Here is a 16,295-nt window from a genome sequence, read left to right on the forward strand (position 1 = left end):
ATTGCGCGACGACGCCGGGAGTTAGGCGGGTCTCAACACTTCGCCTGTAACGCTCTCGGAGCGGAGCGATGACGGGACGGGGCGCGTGCCCGAAGCGGCGGATATCGAGGGCGGGAGGGTCCCGGGCCGCCGAAGGCGGGCGCCGGCGTCCCTGCGCCGCGTCCGGACCCTGCTCCGGCGCCTGTGGCGCGGCCGCCCGGTCTCCCGCATCGGCAGCCATCTCGCCGTGATGGTGCTGGTCACGGGGGCGCTCACCTTCGCCATCACCGGGCTCGTCGCGCTGCAGCGCCTCAATCAGGACGCCGACGAGCGGGCGCGCGCCGTGGGGCTCCTGTCCCGGGAACTGGTGGCGCACAAGCTCGACGGCGAGGCGCGCCTCGCCGCGGCGCAGCTGGACGGGCTGTTCGACGAGGCCGCCCGGCAGGCGCGCTTCCTCGCCCAGCGCCTCGACGTCGTGAAGGCCGTGGGGGCGGGCAATCCCGTGGCCCTGCGCGAACTCCTGGCGCCCGCCGCCGCCACCGCCGAACTCGACGCCCTCGTGGTCACCGATCCCAAGGGGATCGTGCTCGGATCGAGCGCCGGCAACGACCTCCTCGCCCTGGCCGAGGCGGTCGACGCGGCCGGCCTCGACGCGGTCGTCCGCGAGGTGCTGACCGGGAACAGCCGGCGGATGCGGCGCGGCGCGCGCCGGGCCCTCGTCCTGCCCGAGGCGCTGGGCGAGGCCCTGGGCCTGCCGGCGGAAAGCCGGATCGGCGAGGTCGCGGTCGAGCCCCTGTTCGACGATTTCGGCGATGCCGCGGGGGCGCTCGTGGCTTTGCGCCTGCTCGCGCCGCGGGAAGCGACCTTCGAGCGCTTCGCGGCGCTGACGCGGGTCGGGCTCCTCGTGCTGGCGGGGGAGCGCCGGATCGCCGCGGCCGGTGCGCCGGCTGCGGGACTGGTCCCGCGCATGGATGTCGGCGAGGACGAACTCCTCACCACCCCCGACGGCGCCAGGGTGGCGCGCTGCGTGCCCCACCGGCAGGACCTCGCGGTCTGCACCCATTCGGCGCAGGCCGAAGTGGGCGCCGCCGCGCGGGAGATGCTGCGGCTCGGCGTCATGCAGACCCGATCGCTCTTCGCGTGGTTCCTGCTGCTCGCCGCCTTCTCGCTCGGCGCCCTGGTGCTGATGGTGCTCGCCTGCGTGCGGCGGGTGACCCGGGGCCTGCCGGAACTGTCGCGCGCGGCGAGCGCCGTGGCCCGCGGCGATCTCGACGTGCCGTTCCGGGCGACCGGCCTCGGCGAGGTGCGCAGCCTGGGCCGCGCCTTCGAGACCATGCTGGCGAACCTGCGCGAGAGCCTCGGCCGCGTGCGGCAGCTCGCCTTCTTCGATCCGGTCACCGGCCTCGCCAACCGGGAGAAGATGCGCCTCGACGGCACCGCGGCCCTGGCGGCCCGCCGGGGGGCCGTCGCCTTCCTGTTCCTCGACCTCGACCGCTTCAAGGCGGTCAACGACACGTTCGGGCACCGGGCCGGCGACGCGCTCCTGTGCCAGCTCTCGCGCCGCATCCTCGGCTTCCTGGAGGAGCGCCGCCGGGCGGGGGCCTGGGAGAGCGCCCTGATCGGGCGCATCGGCGGCGACGAGTTCCTGATCGTGGTGAGCGGCGCCCTCACCCGTGCCAGCCTGCGCGAGAGCGGGGACGCCCTGGTGGCGCTGGTGGGCGAGAGCTACGAGATCGGCAGCGCCCACGCGGCGGTCGGCGCCAGTATCGGCATCGCGTTGGCCGAGCCGGACGCGACCTACGACGCGCTGCTCGTCGAGGCGGACATCGCCATGTACGAGGCCAAGCACCAGGGCCGCGGCACCTGCGCCTTCTTCACCGCCGCCGCCGCCGCGCGGGTGCAGGAGCGGCTGGGCATCGAGAGCGAGCTGCGCCGCGCCCTCAAGGCGCGCGAGTTCGGCGTGCACTACCAGCCCAAGGTCTCCCTCGCGGACGGGCGGGTGGTCGGCGCCGAGGCGCTGATCCGCTGGCACCATCCCGAGCGCGGCGCGATCCCGCCCGCGAAGTTCATCCCGGTCGCCGAGGAGGCGGGGCTGATCCCCGATCTCGGCGCCTTCGTGCTGGAGCGCGCCCTGCGGGAGATCGGCGCCCTGGTCGCGGGCGGCCACGACCTCACCGTGGCGGTGAACGTCTCGGTGCTCCAATTGGAGGATCCGACCTTCGCGCAGACCGTCGAGGACCATCTCGCGGCGGCGGGCGTGCCGCCCGCCTGCCTGGAGCTGGAGATCACCGAGACGGTGGCGATGCGCGATTCCGATACCATTCAGCGCCACATCGCCCGCCTCCGGGCGCGCGGCGTCCGGGTCTCGATCGACGATTTCGGCACCGGCTACTCGAACCTCGCCATGCTGGCGCGGGCGCCGATCGATGCCCTCAAGCTCGACCGCTCGCTGGTCGACGGCGTCGCGGCCCATCCGGATCAACAGACGATCGTGCGCGCCATCCTGTCCCTCGCCGCCGCCCTCGGCTTCGAGACGGTGGTGGAGGGCCTGGAGCAGGAGGCCGACCTGCGCTTCCTGGTCGAGGGCGGCGCCACCACCGCGCAGGGCTTCCTGTTCAGCCCGCCGGTGCCGATCGGCAGCTTCCGGGCACTGCTGGAGCCGGGGCAGCTCCAGGAGACCTGGGCGCGGGCGGGCGCGGACCGGTCGGCCGCGTGAGGGGCATGGCCGGATGGTCCGGGTCGGGCGCATTCCGACGGCTCCCGGCGGCGGGATGGACCCTGGCGGGTGAGACGACGTGGCGCTTGCTGGATGACGGACGCCCCTTTTCCGGACGACTGTAGCGTCAGCGGAAGGAGATCCGGAAACCAGCACAGGAATCTGCCGCGAAGCGGCACCGTCTTCCAGAGCCGTGGCTCAAAGCAGTCGCTTCGCGGAGTCTTGCGCTGGTTTCCGGATCTCCTTCCGCTGGCGCTGCAGTCGTCCGGAAAAGGGGGGTGTTACAATTTCACAAAATGTTTGATCTTACTGTGGTTCTAATGAAATCGAAAAATGCAACGAGCTTAAGGTTTATAAGCATAAAAAACGGTCGTCCATAACGATCTCTGCGATCGGTTGATCACCCTCTTCGCATCCGGTACCCCGACGCGGCACCTTGCACGCCGCGCATCGGGGGCCACTCCGGCACGAAACGGTCCTGGCAACGTTTCGACGTCACCCGCGTTCTCCGGAACGTTGCGGGATGCTCTCCGCCCGCCCCTCGCACCGGATGCGCCGTGGTCCTCATTCGCCTCGCGATCGCCGGCCTGCTCCTCCTGGGGGCGAGCCCGCCCAGCGCCCTCGCGGAGCCGATCCCCGACGACATCCTGGTCGTCGGGCAGAGTGCCGAGCCCGCCTCCCTCGATCCGGGCGTCGCCACGGCCACCAACGACGCGCGCATCCTCGTCAACCTCTACGAGGGGCTGGTCCGCACCAAGCCCGACAGCCTCGACGTCGAGCCGGCCCTGGCGGAGAGCTGGAGCCTGTCCGAGGACGGGCGCACCTACACGTTCCGGCTGCGCGCGGGCGTGCGTTTCCACGACGGCAGTCCTCTCGACGCCGAGGCGGTGCGGTTCACCTTCGGGCGGCTGATCGACCCGCATCATCCGGCCGCCGCGACCGGCCCCTTCCCCCTCGCGGTGCTGTTTCGCGCGGTGGCGCGGGTCGAGGCGCCCGATCCCCTGACGGTCCGCTTCGTGCTCTCCGAACCCTACGCGCCCTTCCTGGCGAACCTCGCGACGCCGACCGGCCTCGTCGTCTCGCCGAAGGCCGTGATGGCGGAGGGCCGGGAGTTCGGCCGCCGCCCGGTCGGGACCGGCCCGTTCCGCTTCGCCGGCTGGCAGAGCAGCCGAAAGGTCACCCTCGCGCGCAACCCCGATTACTGGGGGGCGCCCGCCGCCGCCCGCCTGGTGATCTTCCGGCCGCTCTCGGACCCGAATACCCGCGCGACCGAGATGCTGGCGGGCGGCGTCGACGTGATGGCCGAGATGCCCCCCGACACGGTCGGGCTGTTCCGCGACCGGCCGGGCTTCCGGGTCCACGAGGCGGTCGGACCCCACCTCTGGTACCTGATCCTGAACGCCGCCCAGGGAGCCCTGCGGGACCGGAGGGTCCGTCAGGCGGTCAACTACGCCATCGACCGGGAAGCCCTCGCCGCGCACGTGCTCCAGGGGGCGGCGGTCCCGGCCCGCGGGATCATCGCGCCGGCCTTCTTCGCCTACGATCCCGGTCTCGAGGGCTACCACCACGATCCCGATCGCGCCCGGCGCCTGCTGCGCGAGGCGGGGGCCGAGGGGGCGCCGCTCACGCTCCTCGTGGCGGAGGGCGGCTCGGGCATGCTCGACCCCGTCGCCATGGGGACGGCGATCCAGGCCGACCTCGCGCGGGTCGGCCTGCGGGCGCGCCTCTCGACCTTCGAGTGGAACGCCTATCTGGCCCGGGTGAACCGGGGCCTGGGACCCGATGCCGACATGGCCGAGATGGCCTGGATGACCAACGACCCCGACCAGCTCCCCGCGCTGGCGCTGGCGAGCGACGCGGTCCCGGCGCGGGGCGGCTTCAACGCGGGCGGCTACGCCAATCCGGCCCTCGACCGCCTGCTGGCCGAGGGGCGCCGCACCACCGACCGCGAGAGCCGCCGCGCCCTCTACCGGGCGGCGGAGCGGATCGTGATCGAGGACGCGCCCTTCGCGGTGGTCGTCCACGGCAAGCAGGTCGCGGTGACGACGCAGGCCGTGCGGGGCCTCGTGCTCGAACCCTCCTTCGCGCTGCGCCTCGCCGGCGTCAGCAAGCGCACGCCGTGATGGGGACCTGGTTCCTCGGGCGGCTCGCGGCCCTCGTCCCGGTCCTGATCGGCCTCACCCTGATCGTCTTCCTGATCATGGCGGCGATCCCGGGCGATCCGGCCCTGGCGCTCCTCGGCCCCTACGCCACGCCGGAGGCGGTCGCCCGCATCAACCGCGACCTCGGCCTCGACCGCTCGCTGCCGGTGCAGTACGCGTCCTGGCTGTCCCACGTGGTCACCGGCGATCTCGGCCGCTCGCACAGCCTCAACCGGCCGGTCCTCGACGAGGTGACGGAGCGCTTCTCCGCCACGCTGGTGCTGGCGGGGGCCGCGCTCCTCCTCGCCGCTTTCCTCGGCCTCGCGCTGGGCATCGTCTCGGCGGTGCGTCAGTCCGGCCTCGTCGACCGGCTCGCCACCCTCGCCGTGCTGGTCGGCCTCTCGCTGCCGTCCTTCTGGCTCGGCCTCCTGCTGATCCTGCTCTTCGGCCTGCGCTGGCGCCTGCTGCCGGTGAGCGGCATGCACGCGATCACCGGCGCCGAGACGCTGCCCGACCTCCTGCGCCACCTCGCCCTGCCGGCCGTCACGCTCGCGGTGGTGGCGGCGGGGGTGATCGCCCGGCTGACCCGGGCCGCCATGCTGGAGGTGCTGCGCCAGGATTTCGTGCGCACGGCCCGCGCCAAGGGGGTGGGGGAGGGGCGGATCGTCCTCGCCCACGCGTTCCGGGCGGCGCTCGTCGCGGTGATCCCGGTGATCGGCACCCAGGCGGGCTTCGTCCTCGGCGGGGCGGTCTACGTCGAGACCGTGTTCCAGTGGCCCGGCATCGGCCGCATGCTGGTTAACGCCATCGCGACCCGCGACATCCTGCTGGTCCAGGGCGGGGTGCTGGTCGTGGCCAGCGCCTACGTGCTGTTCAACCTCGCGGCCGACCTGCTGCAGCGGCTCGCCGATCCGAGGATCGCGGCGTGACCGGCGCCCTCGCCCGGCTCCGCCGGAGCGGCCTCCTGCGCAACCGCCCGGCCGCGGCGGGCCTGCTGGTCCTCGCGCTGGTGGCCGGGACGGCCCTCGCGGCGCCCCTCCTGCCGCTCGCCGACCCGGATGCCACCGCGCCGGCCCAGCGCCTGCTGCCGCCCTTCACGCCGGGCGCGTGGCTCGGCACCGACGCGCTCGGGCGCGATCTCCTCGCCCGCCTCGTCTGGGGCACCCGGGTGAGCCTCGCGGCGGGCGTGGCGGCGGCGGCGCTCGCCGCGGCGATCGGCTCCGGGATCGGCCTCGTGGCGGGCTTCGCCGGCGGCCGGGTCGAGGCGGGGCTGATGCGCCTGATCGACGTGCTGATGGCCTTCCCCTACCTGCTGCTGGCGCTCGCCGTGGTGGCGGCGCTGGGGCCGGGGCTCCTCAACGCGCTCATTGCGGTGGTGGTCGCCAACGTCCCGTTCTTCGCCCGCACGGTCCGGGGCGTCGCCGCGACCCTGCGCGGCCGCGACTTCGTCGCCGCGGCTCGGCTCTCCGGCATGGGACCGGCCCGCATCCTCCTCACCGAGGTGCTGCCGAACGTGATGCCGGTGATCGTCGTCACCGCCTCGACCACGGTCGGCTGGATGATCCTGGAGACGGCGGGCCTGTCCTTCCTCGGCCTCGGGGCGCAGCCGCCGCAGGCGGATCTCGGCGCGATGCTGGGGGAGGGCCGGCGCGTGCTGGTGAGTGCCCCGGCCGTGGCGGCGGTGCCGGGCCTGGTGGTGTTCCTGCTCGTGATGAGCCTCAACCTCGTCGGCGACGGCGTGCGCGACGCCATCGACCCGCGCCTGCGCGGCGGCGCGCCCGGGCGGCCGTCGGCGGCGACGCGGGTGGAGCGGATCGCGCCCGGCCCGCAGCCGGCGCCCGGTCCCGGCCTCGCGGTCGCGGCCCTGCGCGTCGCCTTCGACACCCCGGCGGGCCGGGAGGAGGCGGTGCGGGGCGTCGACCTCGCGGTCGCCCCCGGGGAATGCCTGGGCCTCGTGGGGGAATCCGGCTCCGGCAAGTCGGTCACCGCCCACGCGATCCTGCGCCTCGTTGCCTCCCCGCCGGGGATCGTGACGGGCGGGAGCATCCGTTTCGGGCCGACGGACCTCCTCGCCCTCGACGGGCCGGCCCTGCGCCGCCTGCGCGGGAACCGCATCGCCACCGTGTTCCAGGATCCGCTCACCGCGCTGCACCCGCTGATCCGGGCGGGCGCGCAGGTGGCGGAGGCCCTGCGCGTCCACGGGCGCGGCGCCGGGGCGGAGGCGCGGGTCCTCGATCTGCTGGCGGATGTCGGCCTGCCGGACCCGGCGCGGATCGCCCGCGCCTACCCGCACGAACTCTCGGGCGGGCAGCGCCAGCGGGTGGCGATCGCCATGGCGCTCGCCAACGCCCCCGACCTGATCATCGCCGACGAGCCGACCACCGCGCTCGACGCCACCGTGCAGGCCGGCATCCTCGACCTCCTCGACCGCCTGCGGCGGGAGCGCGGGCTGGCGATCCTGTTCATCAGCCACGACCTCGGCGTGGTGCGGCGGCTCTGCGACCGGGTGGCGGTGATGCAGGACGGGCGGATCGTCGAGGCGGGCCCGACCGCGTCCGTGTTCGGGGCGCCCCGCCACCCCTACACGCGCCGCCTGATCGCGGCGGTGCCGGTGCTCGGGCGCGCCCGGGCAATCCTCGACGCGGGGGAGGGGAGCGCGTGACGCCGGCCCTGGAGGTCCGCGACCTCGCCAAGACCTACCCGGCCCGCTCCGGCCTCCTCGGCCGGACGCGCGCGGCCGTCACGGCGCTCGGCGGGGTGTCATTCCGGGTGGAATCCGGCGAGACGCTCGGCATCGTGGGCGAATCCGGCTGCGGCAAGTCCACCCTGGCGCGCTGCCTGGTCGGGCTCGTGCGGCCGAGCGCCGGATCGGTCGCGATCGAGGGGCGCCCCCTCGCCGACCTCGTCCGGGCGGGGCCGCGGAGGCTCGGCCGCACGATCCAGTACGTGTTCCAGGATCCGGTCTCGGCGCTCAACCCGCGCCGGACGATCCGGGACGCGCTCGGCGCCCCGCTGCGCTTCCTCGCCGGGGTGGAGGCGGCCGGGCGCGGGCCCCGCCTCGCGGCCCTGATGGACTCGGTCGGCCTGGATCCGGCGCTCCTCGACCGCTACCCGCACGAGGTCTCGGGGGGGCAGGCGCAGCGGGTCGCCATCGCCCGGGCCCTCGCGGCGGGCGCGCGGATCATCGTCCTCGATGAGCCGGTCTCCGCCCTCGACCTCTCGGTGCAGGCGCAGGTGCTGCGGCTCCTCGCCGACCTGCGGGCGCGCCACGGCCTGACCTTGCTGTTCATCAGCCACGACCTCGCCGTGGTGGAGGCGCTCTGCGACCGGGTGCTGGTGATGGCGCAGGGCGGGATCGTCGAGGAGGGGACGCCCGAGGCGATCGTGCGAACGCCCCGCCACCCCTACACGCGCCGGCTCATCGCCGCCGTCCCGGTGCTGTGAGCCCGCGCCTGGTCAGGCGCCCTGGGGCGCGGCCTCCTTCGGCGCGCGCATGACCTTGCGCAGCTGCGCCATCGCGCTCTGGTACTTCCCGCGCTCGACGAGGCGCAGGATCGGGTGCAGCGACGCCTCGTCCGGGAGCCCCGCCCCGGCCGCCAGGCAGGAGCGGTAGGCTTCCTGCCACTCCGCCATGCGGCCCGGCTCGATCAGCATCTGCTGCACGAGGTAGTAGAGGCGCTGCACGGGCGTGCGCACCTCCTCGGCCTCGATCAGGTGGTTGGGCATCAGGAGCACGTCGACCGCGTGGATCTGCAGCGTGACGCTGTCGCTCGCCCGCATCAGGGCGCCGTTGAGGAAGAAGCGGGCGCCCTTCTTGATGAAGGCCCGCACCGGCGACGATTCCGTCCTGCTCATGATATCCCGTTGTCCCTGGCGTCCGCGGCTCTAACCGGGGGACCTTGTCCGGGCCTGACGTCTCCCCGGCGCGGTGCGATTCGGTCCCGGGCCTGCGCAGGAGAATGACCGGCATCCCGGCCATCCGCGAGGCCCGGCCGGAGCGTGGTTGCCGCTAGGTTCTCCGGCGTCAGGAATTGTTAACCTTAACAGGGGAATGTCCCGTCATCGGGCGGGCGACGGCCGAGTGCCGGTCCGCCCGCCGCGTCGAGCGCGAAGGAGCGGGTGCCGTGCCGTCCCGGCCGGACGCGGCTCCGCCGCCCCGGCGGACCCGAGACTGAACGCGCTGTAGAATGGATTTCGCTCGGAATCCAAAGGCATGACGCCGACCTGCCGCACCGGTGCGAGCCCGGATCTTCCTGACCCGTATTCGAAGATCACGCGCACCGTCTGGAGAGAGCCGTGACCAGCATCCTGACCAACAACGCCGCGATCATCGCGCTCAGCACCCTGCGCACGATCAGCGACAGCCTCGATTCGACCGGGACCCGGGTGTCGACCGGCAAGAAGATCAGCACGGCGGCCGACGGCGCGGCCTACTGGTCGATCGCCTCCACGATCTCGTCCGACAACGGCGCGCTGGGCGCGGTCAAGGACGCGATCGCGCTCGACAAGAACACCGTCGACGCCACCTCCACCGGCCTCAACAAGATCCTGGACGACCTCGACCAGATCAAGACCCGCCTCACCGCTGCCACCTCGACCTCGACGGCGCGCAGTCAGATCCAGACCGAGATCAAGTCCTATCTCGACGACATCAAGTCGACCTCCAACAATACCGTTATGAACGGCGTGAACTGGCTGTCGATCGATACGTCCGCGCCCGGCTATTCGGCCACCAAGAACCTGGTGGCGGCCTTCGCCCGCAACGGCAACAGCATCGCGGTCAGCACGACTCCGCTCGACATCAGCACCTTCACGGTCTTCGACAGCTCCACGGCCGGCGTCACCTCCGGTGCGGGCTTCGACGCCCTCAACGCGATCATCGCGGCGGTCGGCGGATCGTCCGCCTCCTTTGCGGCCGTGCACGGCGTCATGGACACCACCTATTCCGGCGTCACCATGGTCGTGAACGGCACGACCCAGGCGGTGTCGGACTTCACCCTGTCGGGCATCGACATCGGGTCGCTGGCCGACAGCAACCTCGACAAGGCGACGCTCAAAGCCTACCAGGACGTGGTGGACCGCACGCTTTCTGCTCTGCGCTCCAGCGCGGCGAAGCTGGGCTCGACCTCGACGCTGCTGAAGTCGCAGTCGGACTTCACGCAGAAGCTGATGGACATCAACACCAGCTCGATCGGCGCCCTGGTCGACGCCAACATGGAGGAGGAGTCGACGAAGCTGAAGGCCCTGCAGACCCAGCAGCAGCTGGCCGTGCAGTCCCTCAGCATCGCCAACTCCAGCGGGCAGAACGTCCTCTCGCTGTTCAAGTAAACGTCCTCACAGGGCACGGGGTCTCCCCGCGCCCAGCCCCGCTCCGGCATCCCGTATGCGACGCGGATGCCGAGTCACGACGCGACATGACAGCGGGCGGTGGCCGCGAAAGGCCGCCGCCCGCTGTCGTGTCGCGTCCGACCGCGTCCTGGCAGGCGAGGGGGGTTGGGAGACGAATTCAAGGCCCAGGCCCGTGCGGGGCGATGAACCGCCGGCACTCGCGCCAAGCCCGCGGGCGCGAAGCATGCCGCCGAGCCCCGGCGGCCGGACCACCCACGGAACGCTCTCCGCACGCCCCGGCCCATGCCGGTCGCTCCGGGATTTCGCCCATTCCTCACCGCCCGGCATGGCGCTCGGCCCGACCGTGCGGTCCGGCGCATCCGGGTCCCGAGGGAAGTCGAGGCGTCGTCCCAACGGCCCGAGATGCCGACGCATCGGGTCGTCGACCATCTTGAATCGTCGACGCTCCGCCAGAGGCTTGACCAAAACACCAAAACAGAACCAGCCGTCCTGGGTGACGGCTACGGTATCACACCGTCACGGTGCGGTCGCCGCACTCCGGTGCGGCCTCCGACGGGAGGGCTGCGCGGCTCCCACGGGAGGGCGCCTCTTGCGTCCGGCGCGCTCGAACCGTCGGGAGCCGTCGAGCCGCACGGGCGCGGGGCGACGCAACGCAAAGGGGGGCCGCGCCTCTCCGGCGCGGCCCCCCCTCGAGGCGTGACGTCCAGCGACGAGGGCGGCCCCTTAGCGGAACAGGCTCATGATGTTCTGGCCGCTGGAATTGGCGATGCTGAGGGACTGCACAGCCAGCTGCTGCTGGGTCTGCAGGGCCTTCAGCTTCGTCGACTCCTCCTCCATGTTGGCGTCGACCAGGGCGCCGATCGAGCTGGTGTTGATGTCCATCAGCTTCTGCGTGAAGTCCGACTGCGACTTCAGCAGCGTCGAGGTCGAGCCCAGCTTCGCCGCACCGTTGCGCAGCGCGGTGAGCGTGCGGTCCACCACGTCCTGGTAGGCCTTGAGCGTCGCCTTGTCGCCGTCGGCGGTCCCGAGCGCGGAGATGTCGATGCCCGACAGCGTGAAGTCGGACACCGACTGGCTGTTGACGTTGAAACCCGAATACGTGGTGTCCATGAAGCCGTGAGCGGCCGAGAAAGTCGCGGCCGAGCCGCCCGCCGCGCTGGCGATCGCCACGAGGGCGTCGAAGCCCGCGCCGCTGGTGGTGCCGGTCGAGGACGTGTCGTAAACCGCGAAGACGCTGGTATCGAGCTTGGTCGTGCTGACCGCGACGCTGCTGCCGTTGCGGGCGAAGGCCGCGACCAGGCTCTTGGTCGCCTGATAACCGGTGGCAGAGGTATCGATCGACAGCCAGTTCACGCCGTTCATGACGGTGTTGGTGGCGGTGGACTTGACGTCGTCGAGATAGGATTTGATTTCGGTCTGAATCTGCTTGCGGGCAGTCGACTCCGAGGTGGCAGCGGTGAGACGGCTCTTGATCTGGTCGAGGTCGTCCAGGATCTTGTTGAGGCCGGTCGAGGTGGCGTCGACGGTATTCTTGTCGAGGGCGATCGCGTCCTTGACCGCGCCGAGCGCGCCGTTGTCGGACTTCAGGGTCGAGGCGATCGACCAGTACGCGGCGCCGTCGCCGGCGGTGGCGATCTTCTTGCCGGTGGAGACCCGGTTGCTGGTGGTGTCGAGGCTGTCGCCGATCGTGCGCAGGGTGTTGAGAGCGACGATCGCTGAGTTGTTGGTCAGAATGCTGGTCACGGTGTGATCCTAACGCTGTTTGATCTTCGATACGCGAAGTGAAGATCCGGGCTCACACCGGGGCAGCGGGACGGCGTCATGCCTTCGGATCCCCGAAGGGAACCGACCCACCATGCGTTCAGACACGGGCTCACACCGGGACGGCGACGTCGCGTCATGCCTGCGGATCCGGGGATCCGCCTCGCCGTGCATTCATCCCCGCGGCGGGAGGGCTGCGCCTCTCTCCTCTCCTTGGGTAAATTAATCATCTGCGCTCAACATTTCAGAAAGGTTAATCGCAAACGAGCCAGCATTTTCGTGAAACGACGATCGCAGATTAAATATCAATTTATTTTATTCGATCGAGCAGATCATTGTTGCGAACCGAGCCGTGCCGACGGGCGACGGGATGGCGCTGTGATAGTCTGGGGAGCGATGAATCCGAGCGGTCTTGGGTCGGGCAGGTCTTCTTCCGGCCCGCGCGGCGGCTTTCCAAACCCGCGTCCTGTCCCACGTCTCGGTCCTGGTCTCGAACCGACCCATCCTCCACGTTGCGAGCCGTCAGGTCTGGACAGCAATGCTTGATGAGGCCGGCCCGCGCCGTTCTCTGCTCGAATTTGCTCCCTCGCGGCGGATCGGAAACGGCCGGACGAACCCGGCACGATTGCCGGCGACAGCACCTGCGCATTCTCAAATCCGAAATTCAATTGCAACGCAAACACCCAAGAACAATCGATTAACCATGTTCCGAACGATAAAAAAATGTTAGGTCAAGACTATAATTTCGAAACGATCGGAAGGAGCGGGCTTCCGTGAAGAGGGAGGCGCCGAAACGCGGGTCCCGGATCGCATCGGACCGGGCGGTCCTTCGCGCGGACCCTGGACTTGGCACCTCTCCCGCTCGGCGGGGCCGGGTGACCGGCAAATCGGCGGGCCGCGCCCGACGGATAGAACGCGGGGGAGGGGCGGCGCCGCCGGGTCGGGGAGCGGCGCTGCTGGGGCGCGCGGCCGATCGAGACGAGGAGCTGATGCGCTCCCCGGAGGGGGGCGGCGGTCGCCGGCGAACCGGGAGGAGCACGACGACCAGGCACAACGACGAGGGGCGCACCGTCAGGCGCGCCCCCGCGAAGCGTCCGGTTCGTGGACGAAGCCGATCCTTACCGGAACAGGCTGAGGACGTTCGAGCTGCTGGAATTGGCGATGCTGAGGGACTGCACGGCCAGCTGCTGCTGGGTCTGCAGGGCCTTCAGCTTCGTCGACTCCTCCTCCATGTTGGCGTCGACCAGCGCGCCGATTGAGCTGGTGTTGATGTCCATCAGCTTCTGCGTGAAGTCCGACTGCGACTTCAGCAGCGTCGAAGCCGAGCCCAGCTTCGCCGCACCGTTGCGCAGGGCCGAGAGGGTGCTGTCCACCACGGTCTGGTAGGCCTTGAGCGTCGCGTTGTCGCCGTCGGAGCTCCCCAGCGAGCTGATGTCGATGCCCGAGAGGGTGAACGAGGACACCGACTGGCTGTTGACGCTGAAACCCGAATAGGTGGTGTCCATGACGCCGTGGAAGGCCGTGAAGGTCGCGGCCGAGCCGCCCGCCGCGCTGGCGATCGCCACGAGGGCGTCGAAGCCCGCACCGCTGGTGGTGCCGGCCGAGGACGTGTCGTAGATCGTGAAGACGCTGGTGTCGAGCTTGGTCGTGCTGACCGCGACGCTGCTGCCGTTGCGGGCGAAGGCCGAGACCAGGTTCTTGGTCGACTGGAAGCCGCTCGCCGAGCTGTCGATGGAGAGCCAGTTGGCGCCGTTCATGACGGTGTTGGTGGCGGTCGACTTGATATCGTCGATGTAGGACTTGATTTCGGTCTGGATCTGCTTGCGATCGGTCGAGCCCGACGTCGCCGCGGTGAGGCGGGTCTTGATCTGGTCGAGGTCGTCCAGGACCTTGTTGAGGCCGGTCGAGGCGGCATCGACGGTGTTCTTGTCCAGCGCGATCGCGTCCTTGACCGCACCGAGCGCGCCGTTGTCGGACTTCAGGGTCGAGGCGATCGACCAGTACGCGGCGCCGTCGGCCGCCGTGCTAATCTTCTTGCCGGTGGAGACCCGGTTGCTGGTGGTGTCGAGGCTGTCGCCGATCGAACGCAGGGTGCTGAGCGCGACGGTGGCGGAGTTGTTGGTCAGAATGCTGGTCATGGTGTGATCCTAGAGTTGCGTGATCTTCGATGCGCGACGTGAAGATCCGGGCTCACACCGGGGCGGCGGGACGGCATCATGCCTTCGGGTCCGAGGACCCGACCCGCCATGCGTTCGAACACGGGCTCGCACCGTGACGGCGAGGCGGCGTCATGCCTGCGGATCCGGGGATCCGCCTCGTCGTGCCTTCATCCCCGCGGCGGGAGGGCTCTGTCGCGCCCCTCTCCTTGGGTGACACCAGACTGTATTTGCGGGCATTTCCGAATCATGAATCGTCATCCCGGTCCGGGATTCTTTCGGCGATTGAGGTTTTTTACCTTAATTATTTGCTGACAGAGATCGTAAACGTCGATCATTGCTATCGATGAGCCGTCTTCTCGCACTCTGACGCCAGGGCAGCGGCCATCTTCGGAAGGAGCGGCACGCGGCGCGGCCGAATGGGCGCGGCGGAGGCGCGACATCGGTCACCGCCGCCACGCCGCGATGCGGAGGTTCGGGACCCGTGCGGGAGAGGCCGGCGGCCGTCCGGGAGGTTGGCGGCGAGATCGTCCGTGCTTCTCGGTGCACGGCGGACCGGACGCGAGCGACGTCGCGCGATCCGGGATTGCCCGCGGGGGTAGGGGCGGGGGCGTCCGGCGGCCATGGCAACCTCGCCGATGGCGCGTTCGTGCGGACCTCGTCCGGGATCATCGGTAGGGGAGCGCCGCGTTTTCGATCGAGTGCCGATGGCCGTCTTTACGATCAGAAAAGCGTCGAGAATTATTACGACATTTAATATTTGGTTCACCATAAATTTTTTGCGAAGGAAAGGGCCAAATTGATATTTACGACTTCGAAATTTGGTAAAGGTAACGTCTTCCTACTTGAGCAAGCGGTGCCCGGCGCATCCGCTCTTGGGTCAACGCACGACGAGGCGGATCCCCGGATCCGCAGGCATGACGCCGCCTTGCCGTCCCGGTGCGAGCCCGTGTTCGAACGCATGGCGGGTCGGATCCTGCGCGGACCCGAAGGCATGATGCCGTCCCGCCGCCCCGGTGTGAGCCCGGATCTTCACGTCGCGTACCGAAGATCACGCAATTCTAGGATCACACCATGACCAGCATTCTGACCAACAACGCGGCCACCGTCGCGCTCAGCACCCTGCGCATGATCGGTGACAGCCTCGACACCACCAGCAACCGGGTCTCCACCGGCAAGAAGATCGCCTCCGCGGCGGATGGCGCCGCGTACTGGTCGATCGCCTCGACCCTGAAGTCCGACAACGGCGCGCTCGGTGCGGTCAAGGACGCGATCGCCCTCGACAAGAACACCGTCGATGCCGCCTCGACCGGCCTCAACAAGATCCTGGACGACCTCGATCAGATCAAGACCCGCCTGACGGCCGCCACCTCGACCTCGACCGACCGCAAGCAGCTTCAGACCGAAATCAAGTCCTATCTCGACGACGTCAAGTCGACCGCCGCCAACACCGTCATGAACGGGATCAACTGGCTCTCGGTCGACACATCGGCCACCGGCTACACGGCGACCAAGAACCTGGTGGCGGCCTTCGCCCGTAACGGCAGCAGCATCGCGGTCAGCACGACCAAGCTCGACACCAGCGCCTTCACGGTGTTCGACACGTCCTCCGCCGGGACCTCCTCCGGCGCCGGCTTCGACGCCCTCACGGCGATCGCCACCGCGGTCGGCGGGACGGCCGCGACCTTCTCGGCCGTCCACGGTTTCATGGACACCACCTACTCGGGCATCAGCATCAACAGCCAGTCGGTGTCCGACTTCACCCTGTTGGGCATCGACATCAGCGCGCTCAACGGCAGCGCGCCGGATGCCGCGGCGCTCAAGGCCTATCAGGACGTGGTCGACGGCACGCTCTCGGCCCTGCGCAACGGTGCGGCGAAGCTGGGCTCGACCTCGACGCTGCTGAAGTCGCAGTCGGACTTCACGCAGAAGCTGATGGACATCAACACCAGCTCGATCGGCGCCCTGGTCGACGCCAACATGGAGGAGGAGTCGACGAAGCTGAAGGCCCTGCAGACCCAGCAGCAGCTGGCCGTGCAGTCCCTCAGCATCGCCAATTCCAGCAGCCAGAACGTCCTCACCCTGTTCCGGTAAGCCTCCGGGGGCCGGGGCCCGGCCCCGATCCCGTCGCGGCATGGCCACGCGCCGACCCGGTGCGTGGCCGCTCTGCATCCGCGGCCGGGATCGGGCCTC

10 protein-coding genes are annotated in these 16,295 nt (G+C 70.2%); 7 read left to right on the forward strand and 3 right to left on the reverse strand.

Annotated features, from left to right (window positions below):
• Positions 1 to 85: 85 nt before the first annotated feature.
• From ACW9J6_RS12700 to ACW9J6_RS12720, 5 genes are all read left to right on the forward strand, one after another.
• Positions 86 to 2,695 (forward strand): putative bifunctional diguanylate cyclase/phosphodiesterase, encoded by a 2,610-nt coding sequence (locus ACW9J6_RS12700; protein WP_457116844.1) that lies wholly within the window; start codon positions 86 to 88, stop codon positions 2,693 to 2,695.
• A 557-nt stretch (positions 2,696 to 3,252) separates the two neighbouring features.
• Positions 3,253 to 4,818: an ABC transporter substrate-binding protein gene (locus ACW9J6_RS12705; RefSeq protein ID WP_457116845.1), complete on the forward strand. Its 1,566-nt coding sequence runs from the start codon at positions 3,253 to 3,255 to the stop codon at positions 4,816 to 4,818.
• The gene (locus ACW9J6_RS12710) at positions 4,818 to 5,765 is read left to right on the forward strand and encodes an ABC transporter permease (RefSeq protein WP_457116846.1); all 948 of its coding nucleotides are present in this window, start codon (positions 4,818 to 4,820) and stop codon (positions 5,763 to 5,765) included. Before ACW9J6_RS12705 ends, ACW9J6_RS12710 begins: the two co-directional genes overlap by 1 nt.
• Positions 5,762 to 7,498, forward strand: a complete 1,737-nt coding sequence (locus ACW9J6_RS12715; protein WP_457116847.1) for a dipeptide/oligopeptide/nickel ABC transporter permease/ATP-binding protein — start codon at positions 5,762 to 5,764, stop codon at positions 7,496 to 7,498. Before ACW9J6_RS12710 ends, ACW9J6_RS12715 begins: the two co-directional genes overlap by 4 nt.
• Complete coding sequence (locus tag ACW9J6_RS12720) at positions 7,495 to 8,280, forward strand: ATP-binding cassette domain-containing protein (protein WP_457116848.1); 786 nt, start codon at positions 7,495 to 7,497, stop codon at positions 8,278 to 8,280. Before ACW9J6_RS12715 ends, ACW9J6_RS12720 begins: the two co-directional genes overlap by 4 nt.
• 12 nt (positions 8,281 to 8,292) lie before the next feature.
• Here ACW9J6_RS12720 and ACW9J6_RS12725 read toward each other — a convergent pair whose 3' ends face one another.
• On the reverse strand, positions 8,293 to 8,691 hold the full coding sequence (locus ACW9J6_RS12725; protein WP_457116849.1) for a flagellar biosynthesis repressor FlbT: 399 nt from the start codon (positions 8,689 to 8,691) through the stop codon (positions 8,293 to 8,295).
• A 441-nt stretch (positions 8,692 to 9,132) separates the two neighbouring features.
• Here ACW9J6_RS12725 and ACW9J6_RS12730 point away from each other — a divergent pair, with 441 nt between their 5' ends.
• Positions 9,133 to 10,164 carry a flagellin N-terminal helical domain-containing protein gene (locus ACW9J6_RS12730; protein WP_457116850.1) on the forward strand — a complete coding sequence of 344 codons (1,032 nt, stop codon included), beginning with the start codon at positions 9,133 to 9,135 and terminating at the stop codon, positions 10,162 to 10,164.
• Between the two features lie 744 nt (positions 10,165 to 10,908).
• Here the strand turns inward: ACW9J6_RS12730 and ACW9J6_RS12735 are convergent.
• Together ACW9J6_RS12735 and ACW9J6_RS12740 are read right to left on the reverse strand one after the other, a co-directional pair.
• A complete protein-coding gene (locus ACW9J6_RS12735) occupies positions 10,909 to 11,928 on the reverse strand; it encodes a flagellin N-terminal helical domain-containing protein (RefSeq protein ID WP_457116851.1) in 1,020 nt (339 codons plus the stop codon).
• A 1,136-nt stretch (positions 11,929 to 13,064) separates the two neighbouring features.
• A complete protein-coding gene (locus tag ACW9J6_RS12740) occupies positions 13,065 to 14,084 on the reverse strand; it encodes a flagellin N-terminal helical domain-containing protein (RefSeq protein WP_457116852.1) in 1,020 nt (339 codons plus the stop codon).
• Positions 14,085 to 15,176: 1,092 nt separating this feature from the next.
• Between ACW9J6_RS12740 and ACW9J6_RS12745 the strand changes: the two genes are divergently transcribed.
• A complete protein-coding gene (locus ACW9J6_RS12745) occupies positions 15,177 to 16,196 on the forward strand; it encodes a flagellin N-terminal helical domain-containing protein (RefSeq protein ID WP_457116853.1) in 1,020 nt (339 codons plus the stop codon).
• The last annotated feature ends 99 nt before the right edge of the window (positions 16,197 to 16,295 follow it).

It is taken from the genome of Methylobacterium sp. JK268 (genome assembly GCF_054052225.1).